24 protein-coding genes are annotated in these 24523 nt (G+C 67.1%); 16 read left to right on the top strand and 8 right to left on the bottom strand.

Annotated features, from left to right (window positions below):
* The first annotated feature begins 24 nt into the window (after window positions 1–24).
* From mnmG to EWE75_RS06655, 4 genes are read left to right on the top strand one after another with little or no spacing between them, the layout of a single operon-like run.
* Window positions 25–1866 carry a tRNA uridine-5-carboxymethylaminomethyl(34) synthesis enzyme MnmG gene (mnmG, locus tag EWE75_RS06640; RefSeq protein ID WP_130155874.1) on the top strand — a complete coding sequence of 614 codons (1842 nt, stop codon included), beginning with the start codon at window positions 25–27 and terminating at the stop codon, window positions 1864–1866.
* Window positions 1863–2489 carry a 16S rRNA (guanine(527)-N(7))-methyltransferase RsmG gene (rsmG, locus tag EWE75_RS06645; RefSeq protein ID WP_130155875.1) on the top strand — a complete coding sequence of 209 codons (627 nt, stop codon included), beginning with the start codon at window positions 1863–1865 and terminating at the stop codon, window positions 2487–2489. Before mnmG ends, rsmG begins: the two co-directional genes overlap by 4 nt.
* Window positions 2477–3274, top strand: coding sequence for a ParA family protein (locus EWE75_RS06650; protein ID WP_130155876.1), 798 nt, complete (start codon window positions 2477–2479; stop codon window positions 3272–3274). The genes rsmG and EWE75_RS06650 overlap by 13 nt, the downstream gene beginning before the upstream one ends.
* A complete protein-coding gene (locus EWE75_RS06655; protein WP_130155877.1) occupies window positions 3271–4173 on the top strand; it encodes a ParB/RepB/Spo0J family partition protein in 903 nt (300 codons plus the stop codon). The genes EWE75_RS06650 and EWE75_RS06655 overlap by 4 nt, the downstream gene beginning before the upstream one ends.
* A 3-nt stretch (window positions 4174–4176) precedes the next feature.
* On the opposite strand, the gene holA is transcribed toward EWE75_RS06655, so the two are convergent.
* From holA to EWE75_RS06675, 4 genes are read right to left on the bottom strand one after another with little or no spacing between them, the layout of a single operon-like run.
* Window positions 4177–5190 carry a DNA polymerase III subunit delta gene (holA, locus tag EWE75_RS06660; protein ID WP_130155878.1) on the bottom strand — a complete coding sequence of 338 codons (1014 nt, stop codon included), beginning with the start codon at window positions 5188–5190 and terminating at the stop codon, window positions 4177–4179.
* Window positions 5187–5684: an LPS assembly lipoprotein LptE gene (gene lptE, locus EWE75_RS06665; RefSeq protein WP_130155879.1), complete on the bottom strand. Its 498-nt coding sequence runs from the start codon at window positions 5682–5684 to the stop codon at window positions 5187–5189. The genes holA and lptE overlap by 4 nt, the downstream gene beginning before the upstream one ends.
* A complete protein-coding gene (gene leuS, locus EWE75_RS06670) occupies window positions 5681–8212 on the bottom strand; it encodes a leucine--tRNA ligase (protein ID WP_130155880.1) in 2532 nt (843 codons plus the stop codon). The genes lptE and leuS overlap by 4 nt, the downstream gene beginning before the upstream one ends.
* A gap of 35 nt (window positions 8213–8247) precedes the next feature.
* The gene (locus tag EWE75_RS06675; RefSeq protein WP_130155881.1) at window positions 8248–8685 is read right to left on the bottom strand and encodes a DUF3576 domain-containing protein; all 438 of its coding nucleotides are present in this window, start codon (window positions 8683–8685) and stop codon (window positions 8248–8250) included.
* A 223-nt stretch (window positions 8686–8908) separates the two neighbouring features.
* Here EWE75_RS06675 and EWE75_RS06680 point away from each other — a divergent pair, with 223 nt between their 5' ends.
* Window positions 8909–9631, top strand: coding sequence for a hypothetical protein (locus EWE75_RS06680; RefSeq protein ID WP_345789374.1), 723 nt, complete (start codon window positions 8909–8911; stop codon window positions 9629–9631).
* A gap of 26 nt (window positions 9632–9657) precedes the next feature.
* On the opposite strand, the gene EWE75_RS06685 is transcribed toward EWE75_RS06680, so the two are convergent.
* Window positions 9658–10191: a thiamine phosphate synthase gene (locus EWE75_RS06685; RefSeq protein ID WP_231708247.1), complete on the bottom strand. Its 534-nt coding sequence runs from the start codon at window positions 10189–10191 to the stop codon at window positions 9658–9660.
* A gap of 58 nt (window positions 10192–10249) precedes the next feature.
* Here EWE75_RS06685 and EWE75_RS06690 point away from each other — a divergent pair, with 58 nt between their 5' ends.
* From EWE75_RS06690 to EWE75_RS06725, 9 genes are all read left to right on the top strand, one after another.
* Window positions 10250–10918: a YggS family pyridoxal phosphate-dependent enzyme gene (locus EWE75_RS06690; RefSeq protein WP_130155883.1), complete on the top strand. Its 669-nt coding sequence runs from the start codon at window positions 10250–10252 to the stop codon at window positions 10916–10918.
* A complete protein-coding gene (locus EWE75_RS06695) occupies window positions 10915–11577 on the top strand; it encodes an HAD family hydrolase (protein WP_130155884.1) in 663 nt (220 codons plus the stop codon). The genes EWE75_RS06690 and EWE75_RS06695 overlap by 4 nt, the downstream gene beginning before the upstream one ends.
* 61 nt (window positions 11578–11638) lie before the next feature.
* Complete coding sequence (gyrB, locus tag EWE75_RS06700; protein WP_130155885.1) at window positions 11639–14167, top strand: DNA topoisomerase (ATP-hydrolyzing) subunit B; 2529 nt, start codon at window positions 11639–11641, stop codon at window positions 14165–14167.
* A 62-nt stretch (window positions 14168–14229) separates the two neighbouring features.
* Complete coding sequence (locus EWE75_RS06705; protein WP_130155886.1) at window positions 14230–14964, top strand: class I SAM-dependent methyltransferase; 735 nt, start codon at window positions 14230–14232, stop codon at window positions 14962–14964.
* Between the two features lie 70 nt (window positions 14965–15034).
* Window positions 15035–15196, top strand: coding sequence for a hypothetical protein (locus EWE75_RS24920; RefSeq protein ID WP_165388278.1), 162 nt, complete (start codon window positions 15035–15037; stop codon window positions 15194–15196).
* Window positions 15193–15948, top strand: coding sequence for a hypothetical protein (locus EWE75_RS06710; RefSeq protein ID WP_130155887.1), 756 nt, complete (start codon window positions 15193–15195; stop codon window positions 15946–15948). The genes EWE75_RS24920 and EWE75_RS06710 overlap by 4 nt, the downstream gene beginning before the upstream one ends.
* 94 nt (window positions 15949–16042) lie before the next feature.
* Window positions 16043–16339, top strand: coding sequence for a glycine zipper 2TM domain-containing protein (locus EWE75_RS06715; RefSeq protein ID WP_130155888.1), 297 nt, complete (start codon window positions 16043–16045; stop codon window positions 16337–16339).
* Between the two features lie 93 nt (window positions 16340–16432).
* Entirely contained in the window at window positions 16433–19141 is a 2709-nt protein-coding gene (locus EWE75_RS06720) for an ATP-dependent DNA helicase (RefSeq protein WP_130155889.1), read from the top strand.
* A gap of 14 nt (window positions 19142–19155) precedes the next feature.
* Window positions 19156–19695, top strand: coding sequence for a SixA phosphatase family protein (locus tag EWE75_RS06725; RefSeq protein WP_130155890.1), 540 nt, complete (start codon window positions 19156–19158; stop codon window positions 19693–19695).
* A gap of 81 nt (window positions 19696–19776) precedes the next feature.
* On the opposite strand, the gene EWE75_RS06730 is transcribed toward EWE75_RS06725, so the two are convergent.
* Both EWE75_RS06730 and EWE75_RS06735 read right to left on the bottom strand, forming a co-directional pair.
* On the bottom strand, window positions 19777–20322 hold the full coding sequence (locus EWE75_RS06730) for a YceD family protein (protein WP_130155891.1): 546 nt from the start codon (window positions 20320–20322) through the stop codon (window positions 19777–19779).
* On the bottom strand, window positions 20319–20807 hold the full coding sequence (locus tag EWE75_RS06735; protein WP_130155892.1) for a ubiquinol-cytochrome C chaperone family protein: 489 nt from the start codon (window positions 20805–20807) through the stop codon (window positions 20319–20321). The genes EWE75_RS06730 and EWE75_RS06735 overlap by 4 nt, the downstream gene beginning before the upstream one ends.
* Window positions 20808–20961: 154 nt before the next feature.
* On the opposite strand from EWE75_RS06735, the gene EWE75_RS06740 reads away from it, so the two are divergent.
* Entirely contained in the window at window positions 20962–21453 is a 492-nt protein-coding gene (locus tag EWE75_RS06740) for an outer membrane protein assembly factor BamE (RefSeq protein ID WP_130155893.1), read from the top strand.
* Between the two features lie 130 nt (window positions 21454–21583).
* Window positions 21584–22090 carry an RcnB family protein gene (locus EWE75_RS06745; protein ID WP_130155894.1) on the top strand — a complete coding sequence of 169 codons (507 nt, stop codon included), beginning with the start codon at window positions 21584–21586 and terminating at the stop codon, window positions 22088–22090.
* Between the two features lie 144 nt (window positions 22091–22234).
* Here the strand turns inward: EWE75_RS06745 and pbpC are convergent, their stop codons facing one another.
* Window positions 22235–24331: a penicillin-binding protein 1C gene (pbpC, locus tag EWE75_RS06750; protein WP_130155914.1), complete on the bottom strand. Its 2097-nt coding sequence runs from the start codon at window positions 24329–24331 to the stop codon at window positions 22235–22237.
* Between the last annotated feature and the right edge of the window lie 192 nt (window positions 24332–24523).

Below are 24523 nucleotides of genomic sequence, written 5' to 3' on the forward strand. Positions count from 1 at the left end.
TCTCAGCGAGCATAGCGGAAACACATGAACCAGTTCGATGTCATCGTGATCGGCGGCGGCCACGCCGGCACCGAGGCTGCGGCTGCGGCCGCGCGGCGCGGCGCCCGGACAGCGTTGGTGAGCTTCGATCCCACCAAGATTGGTGCGATGTCGTGCAACCCGGCGATCGGTGGTCTCGGCAAGGGGCATCTCGTCCGTGAGGTCGATGCCTTTGACGGCCTGATCGCGCGTGCTACCGATGCGGCCGGCATCCACTACCGCATGCTCAACCGCAGCAAGGGGCTGGCTGTGCAGGGGCCGCGTGTGCAGGCCGATCGCCGTCGCTACGCTGCCGCGATCCAGGCGATGTTGGCGCAGCAAGCGAACCTTACAAATGTCGTCGGCGAGGCTGCGGCGCTCAACATGACGGCGGGTCGCGTCACGGGAATCACGTTGGCGGATGGCCGCGAGTTCAGCGCGCGCTCCGTGGTGCTGGCAACCGGTACGTTCCTGGGCGGGCGCATTTTCCGCGGCGAGGAACGCGAGGTTGGTGGTCGGGTCGGTGAGGCGGCGGCAAGCGTCCTCGCGGAGCAGCTTCGCAGCGCAGGCTTGCCGATGGCGCGGTTGAAGACCGGCACGCCGCCCCGGCTCGATGGCCGCACGATTGACTGGACGCGGCTCGATGAGCAGCCGAGCGACACCGATCCCTGGACGATGTCGCCGCTGACATCTGCGCGCACGTTGCCGCAGGTGCATTGCGCGATCACCCGCACCACCGAGGCAACGCACGCGATCATTCGCGCCGGCCTCGACCGATCACCGCTGTTCGGTGGCGCGATCGCCGGGATGGGACCGCGCTATTGTCCGTCGATCGAAGACAAGATCCATCGCTTCGGCGACCGCGACGGCCACCAGATTTTCCTCGAACCGGAGGGACTGGACGATCACGTCGTTTACCCCAATGGCATTTCGACCTCGTTGCCGGTCGATGTCCAGGAAGCCCTGGTCGCCTCGATCCCAGGCCTGGAGCGTACGCGCATCCTGACGCCGGGTTACGCAGTCGAATACGACCATATCGATCCGCGCGCGCTCAATGCGACGCTCGAACTCCGCGCGATCCCGGGTCTGTTTTGCTGCGGACAGATCAACGGTACGACCGGCTATGAAGAAGCGGCGGGGCAGGGGCTGATCGCTGGTCTCAACGCGGCGGCACATGCGCTGGGTATCGCGCCGGTGATCCTTGATCGCGCGAGCAGCTACCTTGGCGTGATGATCGACGATCTCGTGCTGCAAGGCGTCACCGAGCCATATCGGATGCTGACGGCGCGCGCGGAGTACCGGTTGCGCTTGCGTGCCGACAATGCCGAGACGCGGCTCGGGCCAATCGCGGAGGCTGCGGGGTGTCTTGGCGAGGTCCGCCGCGAGCGTCTTGCGCAGCGCGGCAAAGCGCGAGCGGAGATCGAAGCGGTGCTTGAGCAACCGCTTTCTCCCGCCGACCTGATCGCCCGCAGTGCGCCGATCGCACCGGGGCCACATCGCCGGCCCGGCTCAGAGTGGCTGCGGCTTGCGGGGGTCACGGTTGCGCAGGTCGCTCCTGATTTGGCGAGAGAGGCCGACCCGGCCTTGCTCGCGGAGATCGTCGAGGACGTCCGCTATGCGCCGTATCTGCTCCGGCAGGAGGCAGAGATCGCGATGGTGCGTGGCAACGATGCTATCGCGCTGGCGGCCGATCTCGACTTTGCCGCGATCCCGGGCCTGTCCGCCGAAATGGTCGAGCGACTGAGTACGGCACGGCCAACGACATTAGGGCAGGCAGGCCGTTTGCGCGGGATCACACCGGCAGCGCTCGCCGCGATCCTGTTGCATGCCCGGCGGCGCGCGGCATGACCGAGGACGAAGCCCGCGACTGGATCGCCGTTCGGTTTGGCGCCGATGGTATGGCGCGAATGGAGCGATTCGTTGATCTCGTTGTCGCGGAGTCGGAGCAGCAGAATCTGATCGCGCGGTCGACCATCGCGGAAATCTGGTCACGGCATGTCGTCGATTCGGCCCAACTCATTCCGATGGCCGACTCTGCTGGTGGCGCCTGGCTCGATATCGGCAGCGGTGCGGGATTTCCGGGTTTGGTGGTGGCGGCGCTGACCGAGCGCACAGTGACGCTGGCCGAACCCCGCAAGCGCCGCGTCGCGTTTCTGGAAGCAGCGGCTGACGCACTGGGCGTAAGCGAACGTGTTACGGTCTTCGCCGGAAAAGTCGAAGCTTTGGACGTTGCCGCAGTAGCCGTGATATCCGCCCGTGCTGTCGCTCCGCTGGATCTGTTGTTTGCTGGCGCGGCGAACTTGGCGTCGAAAGACGCGCTATGGCTCCTCCCAAAAGGGCAGTCGGCGCGGGATGAGGTGGCAATCGCCAAGCGTGCATGGCATGGTGCGTTTCACGTGGAACATAGCCTCACGAATAAGGAATCGCTGATCGTGGTAGCGCGGGGAGTGGCACGTCGATGCAAGTCATAACGGTCGCCAACCAGAAGGGCGGGGTCGGGAAGACCACGACCGCGATCAATCTCGGCACGGCGCTCGCCGCCACGGGGCTGCGCGTGCTGTTGATCGACATCGATCCGCAGGGCAACGCCTCGACGGGTCTCGGCGTCGGCCGCAACGATCGCGAGCGCTCGATCTACGACGTGCTGCTCGGCGAGATGCCGCTGGCGAGCGCCGTGATCGGTACGTGCGTACCCGGCCTCGATATCGTGCCGGCGACGGTCGATCTGTCGGGTGCGGAAATCGAACTGGTCGAATATGAAGAGCGCACGCACCGGCTCAGCCGTGCGATCCAACGCTCGGACCAGCATTGGGACGTCGTGCTGATCGATTGTCCGCCGTCGCTCGGGCTGCTGACGCTCAACGCGATGGTTGCGTCGAACTCCTTACTGGTGCCCCTACAATGCGAATTTTTCGCGCTGGAGGGGCTAAGCCAGTTGCTCAACACCGTCGAGCGGATTCGTGAGCGGTTCAATCCCGGCCTGTCGATCATCGGCGTAGCGCTGACGATGTACGATCGCCGCAACCGGCTGACCGAACAGGTCTCCGCCGACGTCCGCGCCGTGCTCGGCCGCGTGGTGTTCGAGACGGTGATTCCGCGCAACGTTCGGCTGTCGGAAGCCCCCAGTCACGGGTTGCCGGCGTTGATCTATGATTTCCGCTGTTCTGGCTCGGAAGCCTATATCGCGCTCGCCCGCGAGCTGATTACGCGCCTGCCCGATACGTCGCCGGAACGCACCACCAAGGTTGCCGCATGAGTGATGCCACGACTCCGATTGCACGCCCAAAAGGCCGTTCGGGACTAGGACGCGGTCTCGGCGCCTTGATGGGCGATATCGCGCGTGAGCAGCCGGTGGGTGGCAACGAGCCGGTCTCCCAGGGCGTACGGTTTCTTCCAGTCGGGTCGATCACGCCGCATCCAGGTCAGCCGCGCCGTCACTTCCGCGAGGAAGCGCTGGACGAGCTCGCGGAGTCGATCGCCGCGCGTGGCGTGATCCAGCCGATCGTGGTGCGGCCGCACGGCACCGGCTACCAGATCGTTGCCGGGGAGCGCCGCTGGCGTGCCGCCCAGCGCGCGCGGCTGCATGAAGTGCCGGTGATCGTCCGGGATTTCAGCGATACCGAGACGCTTGAAGTCGCGCTGATTGAGAACATCCAGCGGCAAGATCTCAACGCGATCGAAGAGGCGGAAGCCTATCAGCGGCTGCTCAGCGACTTCGGCCATACGCAGGAAGCACTCGGCAAGATCGTTCATAAGTCGCGCAGCCACATCTCGAATCTGTTGCGGCTGCTCGATTTGCCCAAGCCAGTGCAGGACCGTGTCGTCGAAGGTGCGATCAGCATGGGGCACGCGCGTGCGCTGATCGGTGCGCCCGATGTCGAAACGCTGGCGGATCAGGTCGTCGCCAAGGGTCTGTCTGTTCGCGAGACCGAGAAGCTTGCCCGCACCGTCAAGCCGGAGACCGCGCGGGTGCGCGGGCATGGCAGTGGTGAGAAGGACGCGGACCTGAGCGCGCTCGAACACCAGCTCGCCGATCTGCTCGGGCTGTCGGTGCGGATCGCTTACGGGGCGAAGGGCGGGGCGCTGACACTCGGCTTCTCGACGCTCGACCAGCTCGACATGCTTTGCCAGCGCTTGAGCGGCGAGCGAATCTGACGCTTAGCGCTGGCGCGCCGCCATACGTGCCAGCACGATGATGGCGGCGTCGGCGACGACATTGCCGGGGTTCTGTGGCGCCATGATCGCGCGCTCGGCCTGACGGATGCGTTTAATCGCGTCGTTGATTCGGTTCAAATCCCACAGCCGCAGCGCGCGCGAGGTGCTGGCGCGCTCGCGAAAGAACACGCGTTCGATCACCGCCTTGGGGTCGGCGCCGGCGTCGAGTTCGGCTTGCATGTCGGCGAGCGCGATCAGCCGTCGTGTAAGTTGGCGCAATACCGGGATCGGGGAAACGCTGGCTTCGGCGAGTTGAGCAAGCTCGTCGGCAAGGATATCAGGGCTGCCATCGAGCGCCGCGTCGATCGCGCGCGACATCTCGCTATCGCCGAGATCGGCACCGACCGCATCGAGCGCGGCGTCATCGAGTTCACGCGGTCGCTCAGGCGCAGCGTCGAGATAGAGCGCTAGTTTCTCCAGCTCGCGAGTCATCACCGCCCGGTCTCCGCCGCTGGCGGCAGCGAGCCGTGCCGCCGTGCCGCCGGTGGTGCGCAAGCCCTGTTCGCGCGCGATCGCGGTCGCGAGCCGGTCAGCATCGCCGCCCTCGGGCAAATAGCAGGCGAGGCACATCGCGCGCGGGTGGCCGAGCGCGAGTTTGACGACCTTGGCAGTCGCCTTGAGCGACGGCGCGATCACGACCACCGGGTTGCCGGTGCGATCGGCGTCGAGCAGCAACGTCAGCGCTTCGAGCGATTCCTCGCCCGCGCCGGATACGCGAATATGCCGTGCGCCCCCGAACAGCGACAGCGCCGCAGCTTCGTCGGCGAGCAGGCCGGGATTGCTGCGCAGTTGCGCGGGTTCGAGGTCGATCCGCTCGGCGTCCGGGCCAAGCGCACGGCCGACTCGCGCCGCCAGTTCGCGTGCGCCCGATTCGTCGGGGCCATGAAACAGGTACAAACGGACATCAGGGCTGGCCGCGTCGATCGCGATGCGGATCTGGTTGGCGTTGGCCTTCACGGCTCGGATGCAGGCGCGTGTTCGGCATAGAGCGCGACGCGCGAGACGATCTGGTCGGCGACGATCTCCGACAGGTTTTCGAGCGCGGTATTCTCGGCGGCGATCGTCGCATAGTCGGAGCTGACCACGTCGATACCGGCATCCGATCCAGCGGCTGCATCAAGCACCACCGTGCCGTGGGCCAGTTCGACAAGTTGATAGCGCGCGCGCAGGGTGCGGCGTTCGCGTGTGACGCTGTCGTCACTGCGCACGCCGAGGCCGATGATCTTGTCGTCGAGCCGCACCTCAAGCCGGTACAGCGGCGCCTCGCGCTGCGCGGCGAGCTTGTCGCGCAGGGCATTGCCCATCAGCCAGCCCGCCTTGCCATCGATCGGTGCGACCTCGACGCGAGTCAGCATCGTCGCGACCGCGCCATTGCTGCCCCCTGAATAGAGCGGGTGCAGCCCGCAGCCGGGCAGGGCCAAAGCGAGCAGGAGGATGCCAAGCCGCTTCATGCGACGAGGTTCACGAGGCGATCGGGAACGACGATGACCTTCTTGGGTTCCTTGCCGTCCAGGAAGGCGATCACCTTGTCCGATCCGCGCGCCATTGCCTCCAACGCGGCCTTGTCGGCGCCCTTGGCGACGATCAACGTGTCGCGCAGCTTGCCGTTGACCTGCACGGCGATCGTCACTTCGTCCTCGACCAGCAGCGCCGGATCGACCTCGGGCCAGGCCGCGTCGGCGATCAGCCCTTCGCCGCCATCGACCGCCCAGGCTTCCTCCGCCAGATGCGGTGCCATCGGCGCGACCAGCCGCATCAGCGCGCGGACTGCCGCGTTGCGTGAGGTGGATGGCGCGGCGCGCTCGATCGCGTTGACCAGTTCGTACAGCTTGGCGACCGCCTTGTTGAAGGCGAGCGCTTCGATGTCGGCGGCGATGCCTGCAATCGTCTGATGTAGCTTGCGGTCGAGCGGGGTGTCGCTGCCGGTAGCGTCTGCTGCGTCGGCGAGGCCATCGAACAACCGCCACACGCGCTGCACAAAACGCCATGAGCCTTCGATACCCGCTTCGCTCCATTCGAGATCGCGCTCGGGCGGCGAATCCGAGAGGACGAACCAGCGCACCGCGTCGGCGCCATATTGATCGACGATCTCGGTCGGATCGACGGTGTTCTTCTTCGATTTCGACATCTTCTCGACACGACCGACGATCACGTCCTCGCCGGTGTCGGTGACGAAGGCGGTGCCATCGGCGCGGCGCGAGATCGCCGAGGGTTCGAAATAGATTGGCCGCTCATGCTCGTGCGGGCGCTGGTAGTAGCTTGCGTGCGTGACCATGCCTTGCGTGAACAGCCCGGCGAATGGCTCGGCGATGTCGAGCATGCCGATGTGCTTGAGCGCGCGTGTCCAGAAGCGCGCGTACAGCAGGTGGAGGATCGCATGCTCGACCCCGCCGATATATTGCGCGACCGGCAGCCATTGCTCGGCCGCCACGCGGTCGAACGGTTTGTCGCCCGGCTGGCTGGCGAAGCGGATGAAGTACCAGGACGAATCAACGAACGTATCGAGCGTATCGGTCTCGCGCCGCGCCTCGCCACCGCAGGCAGGGCAGGGGACGTGCTTCCAGTTAGGATGACGATCGAGCGGATTGCCGGGAATGTCGAAACTGACATCCTCGGGCAGCACCACCGGCAATTGCTCGCGTGGCACCGGCACCGCGCCGCAGGCGTCGCAGTGGATGATCGGGATTGGCGTACCCCAATAACGCTGGCGGCTAACGCCCCAGTCGCGCAGGCGGAACACGGTCGAGCCTGTGCCCCAGCCGCCTTGCTCGGCGCGCTCGATGACGGCGCGCTTGGCGTCCTCGATATCCATGCCGTCGAGGAACTGCGAGTTCACCAAAGTGCCGGGGCCGGTATAGGCTTCGTTGCCGGCGAAGACGGGATCGGTGGTCTCACCGTCCGATACGACGCGACGCACGGGCAGATCGTATTTGCGCGCGAAGTCGAGATCGCGCTGGTCATGCGCGGGCACGCCGAACACCGCGCCAGTGCCGTATTCCATCAGCACGAAATTGGCGATGTAGACGGGCACCTGCCATGCCGGATCGAAGGGATGCGTCGCGGTCAGCCCGGTGAACAGCCCGAGCTTCTCCTGCGTCTCCAGCTCGGCGGCAGTGGTGCCACCTTGCTTGCAGCGCTCGATGAACGCTGTGACATCGGGGTTTCCGACCGCAAGCTTCTGCGCGATCGGATGATCGGCGGCGACGGCGACGAAGCTCGCGCCGAAGATCGTGTCGGGGCGGGTGGTGAACACCTCAACCTGCTCGTCGTCGCTAGTGTTCCACGTGAAACGTAGCCCCTGGCTTTTGCCGATCCAGTTTTCCTGCATCAGCTTGACCTTGTCGGGCCAGTGTTCAAGGCCATCGAGACCTTCGAGCAGTTCGTCCGCGAAATCGGTGATCTTGAGGAACCACTGGCTCAGCTTGCGCCGCTCGACCAGGGCGCCCGAACGCCAGCCGCGCCCGTCGATCACCTGTTCGTTGGCGAGCACGGTCATGTCGACCGGGTCCCAATTGACCGACGATTCCTTGCGGTAAACAAGGCCGTGCGAGAACAGGTCGAGGAACAGCGCCTGTTCCTGACCATAATATTCAGGGTCGCAGGTGGCGAATTCGCGCGTCCAATCGAGCGCGAAGCCGAGCCGCTTCAACTGCGCCTTCATCGTCGCGATGTTCTCGCGCGTCCAGCCGCCGGGATGGACGTGCTTTTCCATCGCCGCATTCTCGGCGGGCATGCCGAACGCGTCCCACCCCATCGGGTGCAGCACCTCATGCCCGGTCATCCGGCGGAACCGCGCCAGCACGTCGCCCATCGTGTAGTTGCGGACGTGCCCCATGTGAATCTTCCCCGACGGGTAGGGGAACATCTCAAGAACATAGGTGCGCGGCTTCGCCGTCGCATCGTTGGCAGCGAAGGTGCGGCGCTCGTCCCACACCGCCTGCCATGCCGCATCCGACTTCAGGCTGTTGAAGCGAGACATTGTGCGTTTTTACTCCTGCGCGGAAACTCGCGCGCTTAGTTCACCATGGCGGCGCGGCGCAGATCGCGCGCGCGGGTGAGGATGATGTCTTCGAGCTTCTGCACGGTCGCCGCCTGCACTGGCGAATCGACCCATTGCCCGTTCTGGTTGACCTCGCGCAGCGCCGCGACGCGTAGGCCATCGGCGCGCAGGTCCTGATCGAGGATCGTCACCGTCACCTTCATCCGCTCGGTCGGCGCGGCTGGATTGACGTACCAGTCGGTGACGATCACGCCGCCGTTGGAATCGGTCTGGACCAGCGGCATGAAGCTCAACGTGTCGAGCGTCGCGCGCCACAGATAGGCGTTGACGCCGATCGTCGTGATCTTGGAGGGTGCGAGCGCAGCCGATTTGGGATGGCTACCCTTATGGGCGCACGCGGCGGACGACAGAAGCAGCGAGACCACGATCGCGGTGCGCAACGGGCGGGACATGGGCGGTTTCCTGAGCGTGGTCATGAAGGAGAGTGTCTCTATAGATTATGCCGGGCCAGCCGCAAGCCGCGCGCCGGCTTCCTGCTGTGTCCCCGCTGCCACATGGCGGATAAATTGAGTCAAGATAGTGGCAGGCCGGACTGGAATCGTGATAGGCGCGTTATAACTGATAAGAACAGCGTGGCGTGGGGCCGCGCTTGCAGGGACGACGGGGATTTTTCCGGTGATTTCGATTCGGCTGCTGTCCGGGATTGGGTTGGGGGTGCTTGTCGCCGCCGGTCTCGTCGCGGCACCCGCAATCGGTGCATCGGATGATGCCAAGGCGCGTGTCGCGCGCAGCGCGATCCCCGCGTTCCACGGCATTGGCGGGTTCACCCCAGCCTCGGCTGATCCCCGGCTGGCAGCGATCTTCGCGCGGGGCGGTCTCGATCCTTCGGGCTTCCGTTTCACCCCTGCTGATTCGCGCCGCGGCGGCAGTCGTGCGGTAACGGTCGCTGTACAGGCGCGCTCGGTGCGCGGCGCGGTGACGGCGGATCGTGCTGGCGATGGCGCAGTCAACACCGTGGCGTTGGCGCCGATCGCGTATAATCTCGGCGTCGCGGTCGGCTGGCGGCGGTTCGCTTTGTCGGGTGACATGGCCAAGGTCGATCTCGCCGGCATGCCGGGCAGCCGCGAAACGGCGGATGTCGGCGTGAGCTATTCGGGCAAGCGTTTCAGTGGTCAAGTAAAGGCTGGTACGGATCGTGCCTTGCCGGGCGGACCGAAGCTGATCGAGGAAGCGCCGGTCTATTCGGTCGATGTCGGCGGTTCATACCGGCTGACCCGCAATCTCGATGTCACCGCTGGCATGCGCTACAAGACCGAGCGTAGCGATCGGCTGTCCGATCTCACAGTCGATCGGCATGACAGCCAAGCTGTCTATATCGGCACCGCCTTCCGCTTCTGAGCGGCGCTGTTCCGAAGCTCTCCTCGCTAGAAAGTCCACGCATCGATCGCGGCCCAGCCGTGAAAGCCGAGTGCGCGCAGCCGTTTGAACCGGCGTGCGTCCATGCCGCCAAGCGCGATCACGGGCACGCCGAGTCCACGCCCGATCGCGGCAGCCCGTAGCGGCCCGAGCGTCGGCGCGCCGGGGTGCGAGCGTGTCGTGAAAACGGGTGAGACGAAGATCGCCGCCGCGCCTGCACGCCGGGCAGCCACCGCCTCGCGCCGATTGTGCGCGGACCGGGTCGCGAGATTCTGCGCGGACCGGGTCGCGAGATTCTGCGCGGACCGGGTCGCGAGATTCTGCGCGCGGCCATTATGCACGCCGCTTTCGTGCCGCGCCAACCGCACGCCGCCGGCGCGCAGCAGCACCAACCCGCGCCGTCGCGCGATCCGCGCCAGCCGGGCGAAAAGCGCGCGGCGCTCGGGCAGCGGCGTGGCATAGTGGCGGAACACGATTCCCCCGCCGCGCGGCAGGCGCGCGACCGCTTCCCATAAGCCATCGCCGAGCCGTTCATCGGTCATCAGCCAGAGCGTCGGGACTGGGTGGCGGGGCGGCATTTCGCAGCCTATAGCGCCGTCGATGCCTTCCGACGATCCCGCCCAAGCCCTTGCCGCCATCCACGCGGCGATCGACCACAGCGCGCGCCTCGCGCGCCGCGAACCTGCCGAGGTCACGCTGATCGCGGTCTCCAAGACGCACCCTGCCGACGCGATCGAACCTTTGCTCGCCGCCGGCCAGCGCGTGTTCGGCGAGAATCGCGTGCAGGAGGCGGAGGCGAAATGGCCGGAGTTGCGCACGCGCTGGCCCGACGTGACGCTTCACCTCGTCGGCCAGCTCCAGTCGAACAAGGCCGAGGACGCGGTCGCGTTGTTCGATGCGATCCATTCGGTCGATCGCGCGTCGCTCATCACCGCGCTCGCCAAGGCGATGGACCGGCAGGGCAAACGGCCCGATTGCTTCCTCCAGGTCAACATCGGCGACGAGCCGCAAAAGGGTGGCTGCGCGGTCGCCGATCTGCCCGCGTTGCTCGCTGCGGCGCGCGCGGCCGATCTGCCGGTTGCGGGGTTGATGGCGGTGCCGCCTGCCGAGGTCGAACCGGCGCCCTATTTCGCGCTGCTCGCCAAGCTCGCGCGCGATCACGATATCACCGGGCTGAGCATGGGCATGTCGGCGGATTTCGAAACTGCCGTCACGCTCGGCGCGACGCATGTCCGCGTCGGCAGCGCGCTGTTCGGCGCGCGCGCATGACATTCGCGGGGCTGATCTTCGATTTTGATGGCGTGCTGATCGAGAGCGAGGCGCTCGGCAACGCGCATCTCGCCGACTATCTCAACGGGATCGGCCATCCGGTTTCGCGCGAGGAGGCGATGGCGCGCTTCATGGGGCTGTCGGGCCGCAGCTTCATCGACGCGATCGAAAGCCACATCGGCCAGCCACTCGGCGAGGATTTCCACGCCGCGCGCCGCATCGAGGATGCGCGCGTGATGGCGGCGGGCATCGATGCGGTCGCCGGCGCGGTTGCCTTCGTCCGTTCGCTGCCGGACGATCTTCCCAAGGCGATCGCCTCGTCGAGTTCGACCGCGTGGATCGCGCGCCATCTCGACCATATCGGCCTGCGCGACGTGTTCGGCGATCACCTTTATTCGGGCAAGGAGCATGTCACGCGCGGCAAGCCCGCCCCCGATCTCTACCTTCATGCCGCCGAGGCGATCGGGATCGACATCACCCGCGCCGCCATCCTCGAGGATTCGATCGTCGGTGCGACCGGGGCGGTCGCGTCGGGCGCGTTCGTGATCGGTTTCTGCGGCGGTAGCCACTGTTCGCCCGACCACGCAGACCGGTTGCGCGCGCTCGGCGTGCAGGCACTCGCATCCGACTTTGCCGAGGTCGCCCACCTTCTCGGCTGACCGCTGCCAACGAATCGCCATTTCGCTTCCGTTTGCGGGCGCGAATCCCTATATGCTCGCTATGACGACACCCACTCCCGCAGCTTCCGGCCAGCCATCCAATCCCAACGAATATGGCGCCGATTCGATCAAGGTGCTCAAGGGCCTCGACGCCGTTCGCAAGCGCCCCGGCATGTATATCGGCGACACCGACGATGGCTCCGGCCTGCACCATATGGTGTTCGAAGTGTCCGACAACGCGATCGACGAGGCGCTCGCCGGGCATTGCGACCGGATCGACATCACGCTCAACGCCGACGGCTCGGTCTCGGTCGAGGACAACGGTCGCGGCATCCCGACCGGCATCCATACCGAGGAAGGCGTCTCGGCGGCTGAGGTCATCATGACTCAGCTCCACGCCGGCGGGAAGTTCGAGAACACCTCGGACGACAACGCCTATAAGGTCTCGGGCGGTCTGCACGGCGTCGGCGTGTCGGTGGTCAACGCTTTGTCCGAATGGCTCGATCTGACGATCTGGCGCGACGGGCAGGAACACTACATGCGCTTCGCGTTCGGCGACGCGGTCGCGCCGCTGAAGGTGGTTGGGGACGCGCATGGCAAGAAGGGCACCAAGGTCACCTTCTTCCCGTCGCCCGCCACCTTCAAGATCACCGATTTCGACTTCGACAAGCTCGAACACCGCTACCGCGAACTCGCCTTTCTCAACTCCGGCGTGCGGCTGTTCCTCAACGATGCGCGGCATGAGGACGTCAAGACGGTCGAGCTGTTCTACGAGGGCGGCATCGCCGCGTTCGTGAAGTATCTCGATCGCAACAAGCAGCCGCTGATGCCCGATCCGGTGGCGATCTCGGGCACCCGCGACGATGTGACGATCGACGTCGCGCTCGAGTGGAACGACAGCTATTACGAGAACGTCCTCGCCTTCACCAACAACATCCCGCAGCGCGATGGCGGCACCCATCTCGCCGCGTTCCGCGCCGCGCTGACGCGCACGCTCAACAATTATGCCGAGAAGTCGGGCCTGTTGAAGAAGGAGAAGGTGACGCTCACCGGCGACGATATGCGCGAAGGGCTCACCGCGATCGTCTCGGTCAAGCTGCCCGATCCCAAATTCTCGTCGCAGACCAAGGACAAATTGGTCTCGTCCGAAGTGCGCCAGCCGCTCGAATCGCTGATGGCCGACAAGCTCGTCGAGTGGCTCGAAGAGAATCCCGCGCACGGCAAGGCGATCGTCGCCAAGATCATCGACGCCGCCGCCGCGCGCGAAGCCGCCAAGAAGGCGCGTGAGCTGACCCGGCGCAAGGGCGTGATGGATATCGCCTCGCTGCCCGGCAAGCTCGCCGACTGCCAGGAGCGTGATCCCGCCAAGTCCGAACTGTTCCTCGTCGAGGGCGATTCGGCGGGCGGTTCGGCCAAGCAGGGCCGTGATCGCCACTTCCAGGCGATCCTCCCGTTGCGCGGCAAGATTCTCAACGTCGAGCGCGCGCGCTTCGACCGGATGATTTCGAGCCGCGAGATTGGCACGCTCATCCAGGCGATGGGCACCGGCATCCTCGACGAGTTCAACCTCGACAAGCTGCGCTATCACAAGATCGTCATCATGACCGACGCCGACGTCGACGGCGCCCATATCCGCACGCTGCTGCTGACGTTCTTCTACCGGCACATGTCGAAGATCATCGATGCCGGGCATCTCTACATCGCGCAGCCGCCGCTCTACAAAGCGACGCGCGGGCGATCGGAAGTGTATCTCAAGGACGATCCCGCGCTCGACGAATATCTCGTCGAGAACGGTGTCGCTTCGACCGTGCTGGAAGGTGCCGCCGGCGGTACGCGCTCGGGCGCCGATCTGCGCAGCCTGGTCGATCATGCTCGGCGGATGCGGACGCTGATGCGCTACGTGCCGCGCCGTTATGATGCGACCATCGTCGAGGCGCTGGCGTTGGTCGGCGCGCTCGAACCCTCGCTCGATGTCCCTACGCGGGCGGCGCGGGTCGAGGATGTCGTCGCGGCGCTCGATGCCGGTGATCCCGAGGCGCGCTGGTCGGCCGAAGTCAGCGAGGAAGGCGGCATTCACTTCAAGCGGTGGTGGCGCGGCGTGACCGACCATCACATCCTCGAGGCGGCATTCCTCGTCTCGGCCGAAGCGCGCAAGCTGCACGCTCTGGCGAGCGAACACGCGGAAGATTACGCCCGCACCGCGCGGCTCGTTCCGTCACGCGCTGCGGTCGCCGCTGCCGAGGCCGAGCCGGCGCCCGAAACCGATGCGGACCCTGACGCAGAAGCCGCGCCGATCGCGATCGGCAAGGGTGAGTCGATGGTCGCCCGGCCCTCGCAACTGCTCGAAGCGATCCTTGCGGCGGGCCGCAAGGGCTTGTCGATCCAGCGCTACAAGGGTCTCGGCGAGATGAACCCGGAGCAATTGTGGGAAACCACGCTTGACCCGCAGAATCGCTCGATGCTGCGCGTCGAGGTCGAGCAGGTCGATGTCGCCGACGAGATTTTCACGCGGTTGATGGGCGATGTCGTCGAGCCGCGCCGCGAGTTCATTCAGGAGAATGCGCTCAACGTCGCCAATCTCGACGTTTGAGGTCATTGCGGAGTCGCACGGCGGCAGTAGAGTGCGGGCGAAATCCACGAGAGGATCATCCGATGCGTTACCTTGCTATCGCCGCCGTCGCCGCGCTCGTCGTTCCGGGCGCGATCCTCGCCGCACCGGCGGTAACGCCCGCGATCCAGAAGGCGCTCGCCGATCCCGCGCGTGCCGACCAGCAGGTCGACGACGCACGCCGCAAGCCTGCCGAGGTGCTCGCGTTCGCTGGCGTCAAGGCGGGGCAACAGGTCGTCGATCTGCTGCCGGGCGGCGGCTATTGGACGCGCATCTTCACCGGCATCGTCGGGCCGCAGGGCCATGTCTACGCGCTGTGGCCCAATGCCGCTGGGGCCTATGGCGCCAAGAGCGTCGCGGCGCTGCAGGCACGCGGCCTCGCCAATGTGACGGCGGCGGTCGATCCCGCGATCATCACCGTGGCGAAGCCGGTCGATCTCGTCTGGACGGTCGAGAATTATCACGACATCGCCAACAAGGGTGGCGGCGAGGCGGCGCTGAGCGCATTCAACGCGGCGGTGTTCAAGGCGCTCAAGCCCGGCGGCACCTATGTCGTGATCGACCATGCCGCACCCGCCGGCTCGGGCCTCGCCGATACCGAGACGCTGCACCGGATCGATCCCGCGATCGTCAAGCGGCAGGTCGTCAACGCCGGCTTCGTCTTCGTCGGCGAATCCAAGGCGCTCGCTAACCCGGCCGACGATCACACGCTCAAGGTGTTCGATCCCGCGATCCGTGGTCATACCGACCAGTTCGTCTATAAATTCCGGCGGCGCTGACCGGAGGCCACGCGCGCCGCGCCGATTGCAAGCCGGCGCGCGCGTACCTATTGTCGGATCGGAGGTCAGTATGCGCGTCAACACCAGCCAGTCGATCAAGACCGCCAACACGGTTCACAGCCGCTTCGGCAGTTGGCAGGCGGCCAAGGAATCGTCGAGCTTCAAGGACGGCAAATATGTCGTCCGACGTGTGTCCACGCGCGGCGATCAGGGCGTGACTGAAACGAAGTGAGTTTCAGCTACACGCTGTTCCTGGCGCTGCTCCTGCTCGCGCCGGGCCTGGCGGTATGGGCTGGCCTGCGCGCCGGTGAGCGATCCGATCTGATCTCGCAGGCGCCCGAAAAGCCCGGGTCAACGTTTTCGCTGCTCGTCATCGTGTTCGGCGCACTGGCCGGGCACATCATTCTCTCCGGCCTGTTCGCGCTGCAAGCGAGCGCGTGCCGGCTCACCGAACACTGCATTGGGTTGAGCTTCGACCCCAATGTCTACCGGGTCATCCTTACCAACGGGCGCTCGGCGGGTGTGCCGTCGGACTGGGCGTTCCTGTGCTGGTTCGTATCGCTGCTCACGCCCGCGCTGATCGTCGGCGCCGGGGCATATGCAGCCAGCGGCCGGAAGATCGTGCGCAATATGCGCGAGGCCGCGACCTTCGGGTGGCTCAAGCGCTGGGTCGATCTCGCACGGCCATCGAACAGCTTCATCATCGCCTATGTCGTCACCACGCTCGAACATGAGGGCGCGAACGTCGCCTATGAGGGCATCGTCGAGAACATCGCGCTCGACGACAACAAGGCCATCGCGATGCTGGTGCTCAGCAGTTGTGACCGCTTCCTCGTCCGCATCACCAGCGCGCGCGTCGAGCGGATCGATTCGGATCATGCCCCGATTCCCCTGATCCAGCTTGAAGCGAAGCATTTCGTAAACGTCGCGCTGGAGGTGTTCGAAGATCTCGAAACGCCAGCCGACGCGGAATCCCAGGCCTGACGGAATCGATCCGGCGGCCCGTGCTGAACAAATCCGCTCCCAAGCGTTCTGTACGCGACCGTCCGTGGACGGGCTACATATCGGGAGTGTTACCATGAAAAACATCATCGGGTTCGCCATGCTCGCCATCGTCGCGACCGCGCCAGCCGTGGCGCAGCGTGGCCATCACCGCAGCGACCGCAAGCACCACAGCCGCACCTACCGTCAGGATTGCAAGCGCAGCAGCGGCACCACCGGCACGATCGCTGGCGGCGCTGGCGGGGCGCTCGCCGGTAACGCGCTTGGTGGCGGCACGCTCGGCACTGTTGCCGGCGGTGTTGGCGGCGCGTTGCTCGGGCGTCACCTCGACAAGAAGCATGACGCCGCGCAGAACCGCCGCAACGGCTGCTGATGTGCGTTCGGGGCCGCCACGATCGCGTGGCGGCCCCCTGAACACCCAGCCGAACGAGTTGCCAATCTGTTCCCAGCCGCTATTTCGGGTAGCGTGCTGCCGCATCCCGCCCTTCACGCCAGTCACGGCGGCATCTGGTTGGCCGATGCCGACGGCACCCGGCCGATCGGGCGTGGCGAGGCGATCCGCATCGCCGCCGATACCCCGGTCATCCTGCTCAACGCGCCGCTGGTGGCGCAGCGGCTCGGCTATGCCGAACTGTCGGGGCTCGATGTGCTCGAGCTGTTCGCCTTGCTGTTTCCCGCGCGCTTCATGGTGCCGACGCCAAAGGGCCTCGCTCGGGCCGCCGGAATCGCCGCGCCCGCCAGCGACGCGGAAGTCGCCGCGTTCCTGCGGCGGGCCGTCTCGGCGCTGCTCGACGTCGCCGATGGCGACTGGCCCGAGCGCGAGGGCGCGTGGACGGCAGCGCAGAATCTCGGCCGGTTGCGCTGGCCCTGGGCGCCGATCGTCGGTGCGCGGCTGCACCGGCCGACCGTTGCCGAACGCTGGCTGTTCACCAAATTGCCCGAATGGTCGGAAGGCGCACCCCGCCCGGCGCCGCGCACGATCAGCCTCGGCGCCGAGGAGACCGCCACGCGGCTGGCGAGCCTGACCGGGTCCGGCGCGGAGGAACGCCCCGGCCAGCGCGCCTTCGCACAAGCCGCGACCGAGGCGTTCGCGCCGCGCATGGTCCGCGACGCCCCCAATCTCGTCCTCGCCGAGGCGGGGACGGGGATCGGCAAGACATTGGGCTATCTCGCCCCCGCCTCGCTGTGGGCGGAGAAGGCCGGCGGCGCGGTGTGGGTCTCGACCTATACCAAGGCGCTGCAACGCCAGCTCGCGCAGGAAACCGCGCGGCTGTTCCCCGATCCGGCGGTACGTCGGCTCAAGGTCGTCACGCGCAAGGGCCGCGAGAATTATCTATGCCTGCTCAACCTTGAGGATGCGCTGCAAGGCGGGTTCGCCGGGCGCGCGGCGGTGCTGGCGCAACTCGTCGCGCGCTGGGCGGCGTATAGCGCCGATGGCGACATGGTCGGCGGGGATCTGCCCGGCTGGCTCACGACGCTGTTCCGCCGCGCCGGCCACACCGCGCTGACCGACCGGCGCGGCGAGTGCGTCTACGCCGGCTGCCCGCACTACCGAAAATGCTTCATCGAACGCGCCGCGCGCGCCAGCGTCGAGGCCGATATCGTCATCGCCAACCATGCTCTGGTGATGGTCAACGCGGTGCGCGGCCGCGAACTGACCACGCGACCGACGCGCTACGTGTTCGACGAAGGCCATCACCTGTTCGACGCCGCCGACATGATGTTCTCGACCGCGCTGACGGGTCAGGAGACGATCGAACTCAGGCGCTGGCTGCTCGGCCCCGAATCGGGCGGGCGCGGGCGGCGGCGGGGGCTGGCGGCGCGGCTCTCCGACGTGGCGAGCTACGACGAGGCGGGTGCGCTCGCCATCGCCGATGCGGTCAAGGCGGCAGGGGCGCTCGCCGCCGATGGTTGGCTGCAACGGCTGGCGGAGGGCGCGCCGTTCGGGCCGATCGAGCATCTGCTCGCCGCCGTGCGCGGCCTCACCTATGCGCGCGCCGAGACGGACGGCGATGCCGGCTATGGCCTTGAAACCGAACTGGTCGAACCCGATGCGGCCTTGGTCGAGGCGGCGGGGCAGGCGGCGCACGCGCTTGACGCCTTGGTTCGGCCCCTCGTCGCGCTCGGGCGGCGGCTGGAGGCAGTGCTGGCCGATGCGCCCGACTGGATGGACGCGCCCGCGCGCGCGCGGATCGAAGGTGCGATCGCCTCGCTCGCCTGGCGCGCCGAGACGGTGGCATCATGGCTGGCGTTGCTCGCGCGCGTCGGCGGGCCTGCGGCGGAGCAGTTCGTCGACTGGCTGATCGTCAACCGGATCGAGGGCCGCGATTACGACATCGGCCTGCTGCGCCATTGGCTCGACCCGAGCAAACCCTTTGCCGAGATCGTGCTGCGTCCGGCCCACGGCGCGCTCGTCACCTCGGCGACGCTGCGCGGCGGCGGTGCCGATCCCGACGAGGGCTGGACCGTCGCCGAGGCGCGCAGCGGCGCGCAGCATCTCATCCGTCCCGGCGCGCGCTTCTCGGCGGCCAGCCCGTTCGATTATGCCAATCACGCCGAGGTGCTGATCGTCACCGATGTGAAGCGCGGCGATCTCGGCGCGCTCGCCAACGCCTATGCGCGGCTCGCGCTGGCGAGCGGCGGCGGCATGCTCGGGCTGTTCACCGCGATTCGGCGGCTGCGCGCGGTCCACGCCCGCATCGCCGACCGGCTCGCGCGCGAAGGGCTGCCGCTCTACGCGCAGCATGTCGACCCGATCGACACCGGCACGTTGGTCGACATCTTCCGCGACGATCTTTCCGCCTCGTTGCTCGGCACCGATGCGTTGCGCGACGGGGTCGACGTGCCGGGCCGCTCGCTGCGGCTGGTGGCGATGGAGGGCGTGCCGTGGCCCAAGCCGAGCGTGCTGCACGCCGCGCGGCGGCTCGCCAATGGCGGCTCGGCTTATGACGACCGCATCGTGCGCGCGCGGCTGGCGCAGGCGTTCGGTCGGCTGATTCGTCGCGCCGATGATCGCGGCATGTTCGTATTGCTCTCGTCAGCAATGCCGTCGCGGCTGCTGTCCGCGTTCCCGCCCGGCGTGCCGGTCGCCCGCGTGACGCTGGACGAAGCGATCGAGCGCGCGCGGCGTCTTCCTTCCGTCATCGAATCGGGGCAAGAGGTGATCGACGCCTGACGGAGACGGCCATTTTGAAATCGCTTACCCTCCTCCGCCACGCCAAATCGGGCTGGGACGATCCGGTCGCGCGCGATTTCGACCGGCCGCTCAACGGCAAGGGCAAGCGCGCCGCAGCGATGATGGGCCGGCATTTGCGTTCGCTGGGCCTGTCGTTCGACCATGTCGTCGCCTCGCCCGCCGTGCGTGTGATGGAAACCCTCGACGAGATCGAGCGCGGCTACGGCAAGGCGCTCAACACGGCATGGGACCGGCGGCTGTACCTCGCCTCTGCCGAGACGCTGCTCGATGTCGTGCGGGAACTGCCGGACATCACCGGCGACGTGCTGCTGGTCGGGCACAATCCCGGCCTTGAGGATCTGGTGCTGATGCTGGTGCCTGAAGCCGCCGACGGCCTGCGCGACGCGGTCGAGCGGAAATACCCGACCGCGAGCGTGGCACGGATGGCGTTCGACGTTAGTGGCTGGCCGAGCGTGGACGCGGGGGCGGCGGTGCTGGAACGTTTCGTGCGGCCACGCGATCTTGATCCAACGCTGGGGCCGGATCAGGATTGATTTCCCGACCGTTCGTGTCGAGCGAAGTCGAGACACCTGTGCGCGAAACCCATCCCTCGACTTCGCTCGGGACGAACGGGGTCAAGAAGGCTTGTTCTTCAACAGGTCGCCAAGCCCGGCCAGCCCGCCTAGCGGTTTCACCTCATCCTCGCTGAGCACGCCCGCCGCGCGCAGCGCGGCGGCGGCGTTGGCGCTGCGCGGGAACGGATCGAGCGCGAGCGCCATCGTCTCCGCCGCCGCCTCGCCGAGATCGATCGCGCCGCCCTCATAGGGAATCGTGTCGAGCGCGTGTTCGTCGAGTTCGATTTCCCCATCCCCGCCTGCGTCCGCACCGGCATCCCCGCTTTCGACGAACCGCAACGCCACGGGTTCGTCGATCGTTACCGGGATCGGCTCGTCGGTGACGGTACAGGCCTGCACGACATCGGCCCCGACTCGCCCGCGCACGACGATCCCCGCCGCCTCGCGCCGCACCGACAGCGTCGCCTCCAGCCGGTCGATCGACAGCAGCCCGAAGCGCGCGGCGAGTGCGACGCGCTCGATGGCGTCGGCGGCGATCGTCACGCTACGCTCGCCCGCGCCGATCGTGTCGATCCGCTCGGGGCGGGAGAATTCGGGGGCAGTCATGGCAGGTCTCCGGCGATGATCGCGGCGGTGGGCGCCTCGGCGAGGGCATCGCGCAACGCGTACAGCCGCGCCGCGACATGGTGCAAGGCGGGTTCGGGCGGCGCTTCGCCGCGATACAGGTTGCGGACCAGCGCCGCATCGAGGCTTCCCGCCGCCAGCGCGTCGCGATAGGCGCCGATCCGCCCGCCGAGCATGCTCATCATCTTGCCGATATGCTTGCCGACGATGATGTCGCCGATGCCGATCTGGCGAAGCTGCCCGTCCATATCGTCGACGAACCGCTCGGTCACCCGCGCTACCGTCTCGGCGCCGTCGGGGTCGCCCTCCAGCCGCAGCAGCACGAAGGTGAGGACGCCCGCGATCATGTCGAAGCGGCCGTCGATCGTGTCGGGCACGCCGCCTTCCAGATACCAATGCGGTTCGCGCCCGCGCGCGACGATCGCGGTGTAGAGCGGCAGCGCTTCGGTATCGCGCGTGCCCAGCATTCGACCGATCCAACTCAAGCGCATCGACTCCCGAAAGGGCGGCCCTTGTTTGGCCATCAAGCTCGGCATATTGAGGCGATCGCGGTACGATGCAATGCGCGGTTTTCGCGTGGGCGGCGGCCTTGTGACATGGCCGGGTGCCGGGGAGATTGTGATGACGTTGTTTTCGGCCCGTTCGCTTCTGGGGCCTGCCCTGATCCTCGCCGGTATCGCCGCCGGCGGTTGCACGCCGCTGCGCTCGCATCAGGGCTATGTGGTCGATGCCGATCTCGTCAATTCGGTGCAGCCCGGGGTCGATACGCGCCAATCGGTGTTGCAGGTGCTGGGCAAGCCGACGTTGACCAGCCAGTTCAACCAGGGTGACTGGTATTACATCTCGCGCGACGCGCGCAACTTCGCGTACAACAACCCGCATGTGAAATCGCAGACCACGCTGCGGATCAGCTTCGACGGCAAGGGCACCGTCACCGGCATCCACCGGACCGGCATCGAGCAGACCGCCTCGATCTCGCCGATGAAGAAAACCACGCCGACGCTCGGGCGCAAGAGCAGCTTCTTCTCGGAACTGTTCGGCAATATCGGCACGGTCGGCGCGATGGGCGGCGGTGGCGGCGGCCAGCAGGGTGGCGGTCGCAACACGCCCTGATCGCTCCGTGACGCGGCGCCTTGCTGGTTGATGAAGGCGGCATTCTCACTCCGTTCAGCGTGACAGGTCCAGGACGATCGGGCGATCGCGGCGCAAGCCAGCGATCGGCAGGTCAGAAAGGAACAGCATCATGCGCTCATTCATCATCACCGCGCTTATGGCGGCCACCGTGCTGCCGGTGGCGGCACAGGCGCAGTCGGCCGGCGAAATCCGGCACGACCGCCGCGAGATCCGGGAACAGCGCCGCGACCTCGATCGCGCCTATCGCAGCGGCGATCCGCACCGTATTCGCGCCGAACACCGCGATCTGCGCGAAGCGCGGCAGGAATATCGCGAGGATGTCGCCGATCGCAACCGCCGCTTCGGGCGCGACGACTGGCGTGGCTGGCGGGATCGCAATGCGCGGCTCTATGCCGCCGGCGATTGGCGCGCACCGTTCCGCTACACCGCCTTCCGTCCGGGCGTGCGGATAGCGCCGAATTATTACGGCACGCGCTACGTCGTCGTCGATCCGTGGCGCTATCACTTGCCGCCGGCGCGCATCGGCCAGAGCTGGGTGCGGCATTATAACGACGTGGTGCTGGTCGATATGCGGCGCGGCTATGTCGTCGACGTGATTCGCGGCTTCTACCGGTAAGCTCGCCCCGGTCGGCCGCGCACAGGGTGGGGGAGGTGCGCGGCCGGTGCCGGGTCAAAGCTACTAGGCACTAGTCCCGAAAGGGGGGAAAGGGACTGTGGTGTTGAACGCCGCCCACCCGAAATGGTTCACGGCTTTTTCGCCTCAACGCACCGTAAACCGCACCTGATCGACGACCCGACCCGCAACATCGACGAGCCGAAGCCGGTGTTGCCCCGGCGGCGCCAGAATCTGCGGTTGCGCTGTCGCCGAACCGAGGTCGCGGCGGTCGAGCAGCAGCCGGTGCATCGCCGCAGACCCCGAGACCGTCACCGCCAGCCGCTGGCGATCAGGCGGGATGTCGGGATCGATCGCATAGACCGCACCCGACACCGGATTGGTGATGCGTGGCCGGCGCGCGGCATCCGGCGCGAAGGTGATCAGCGGTTGAGCGGTGCCGGCGAGGAAATATTCCGCGCGCGGCTGCTCCACATTGCTGGCGAAGCGGACGTTGGCCCGCTCGATTCCGGTCGGGCGGGGCGGCGGGCCGCTATCGTGTTGGTCATTCAGCGCGAGCATCACGTCGCGCCACACCGGCGCGGCGCCGCTAACGCCCGAGACCGCGCGCATTGAATCGCCCTCGAGATTGCCGACCCACACCGCCACCGTGTAGCGGCGGGTGAAGCCGATGCACCAATTGTCGCGCATCGCCTTCGACGTGCCGGTCTTCACCGCCGCCCAGAACGGCAGCCGCAGCGCCGAATCGAGCCCGAACGTAGCGGCGCGCGCGTTGGGGTCGGCGATCATGTCGGCGACGATCCACGCCGCTTGCGGGCTGGTGATCGCGCGCGGCGTTTCGCGTGGATCATCCTTGGTCAGCCGCGCGGGCGACCAGCGTCCGGCTTGCGACAGGCTGCGGTAGGCGTTCGCCTGTTCGAGCAATGTCACCTCCGCCGAGCCGAGTGCGAGGGAGAAGCCGTAATAGTCACCGTCCTCGACCAGCCCGCGATAGCCGCTGTCCCACAGCCGGTCCCGAAACGCGTCGACGCCGACCAGCAGCAGCGTCCGCACCGCCGGCACGTTGAGCGACCCCGCCAGCGCCGAGCGCGCCGACACCGGGCCCTTGAAGCCGCGATCGTAATTTTGCGGCACGTAGAGGCCGGAGGCGGTATCGAGCTGCACCGGCGAATCGTCGAGAATCGAGGCAGGGGTGAGATAGCCCTTCTCGATCGCTTCGGCGTAGAGGAACGGCTTGAGCGTCGATCCCGCCTGCCGATAGGCGTTGGCGCCATCGACCGAAGGCGCGGTCGAGGCGCCGCCGATCCCGCCGACATAGGCGAGCACGTCGCCGCTGGCATTGTCGAGCACCACCACCGCGCCGTCCCGCGCCCGCGCGCCGCCGAGGCCCTGAAGCTGACGCCGCAACGCCTGGATCGCGATCCGCTGGATGCGCGCGTCGAGCGTGGTCGTGATGCGCAGGCCGGGCTTGGTGAGCAGCCGGTCGGACAGGTGCGGCGCGAGGCCGGGGTCGAGCGCGAGGCTGCGCGCCGGGCCGAGCATCGCCACCGCCTCGCCCTCGAACCGGCTGCAATCGCGCTCGCGGGCCATCGCGCAGGCGCGGCGCGCGATGATGGTCGCGCCCGCCTGCGGTTCGGGCAGCAACGCGGCGAGTAGCAGCGCATCGTCGCGGGCGAGCGCGTCCGGGGTCTTGCCGAACAGCCCGAGCGCGGCGGCGCCGATCCCCTGCGCCTCGCCGCGAAACCCGGCGAGGTTCAGATAAGCCTCTAAGATCTGGTCCTTGCTCCAGCCACGTTCGATCGCCCATGCCGCGCGCATCTGGCGGAGCTTGTCCCAGACATGCCGCCGCCCCGGCGCGGCGAGATCGGGCGCGAGGAAGCCGGCGAGCTGCATCGACAGCGTCGATCCGCCCCGCCCGCGCTCGCCGCTCGCCTTGTCGCGCGCGATGCCGAGCAGCGCGAGCCAATCGACGCCGCCGTGGCCGTAGAAGCGCTGATCCTCGGCGGCGACGATCGTGTCGCGTGCGACCGGCGCGACATGGGCAAGTGGCGTCCAGGCGAGGCGGCGCGCTTTGAAATCGACTCGCGCCGAATCGATCAGCGTGCCGTTGCGATCGTAGAGCCAGGCTTCCGATGGGTGCCATGCGCCGCGCACTTGGCCGTAAGCGGGGAGCGGCGGGGGGAAGGTGGCATAATCGATCGCGGCAAAGGCCAGCACCGCCAGACCCAGCGCGGCGACGGTTATGCCACCCTTTGTCCACAGGGTTTTCCACAGCACGTCACCTCGGCGACGCAGGCCGGACTCCAGTTGGGAAAGCCGCTGTAACAGGGCGCTGCGGTCAATCACGCGACGGTCCGTAACTGGACCCCGGCTTTCGTCGGGGAAGGGGAAAAAGAGGCGCGCCCCAACCCGTTCGTGCTGAGCGTGTCGAAGCAC

Source organism: Sphingomonas populi (assembly GCF_004208535.1).
Lineage (GTDB): Bacteria > Pseudomonadota > Alphaproteobacteria > Sphingomonadales > Sphingomonadaceae > Sphingomonas > Sphingomonas populi.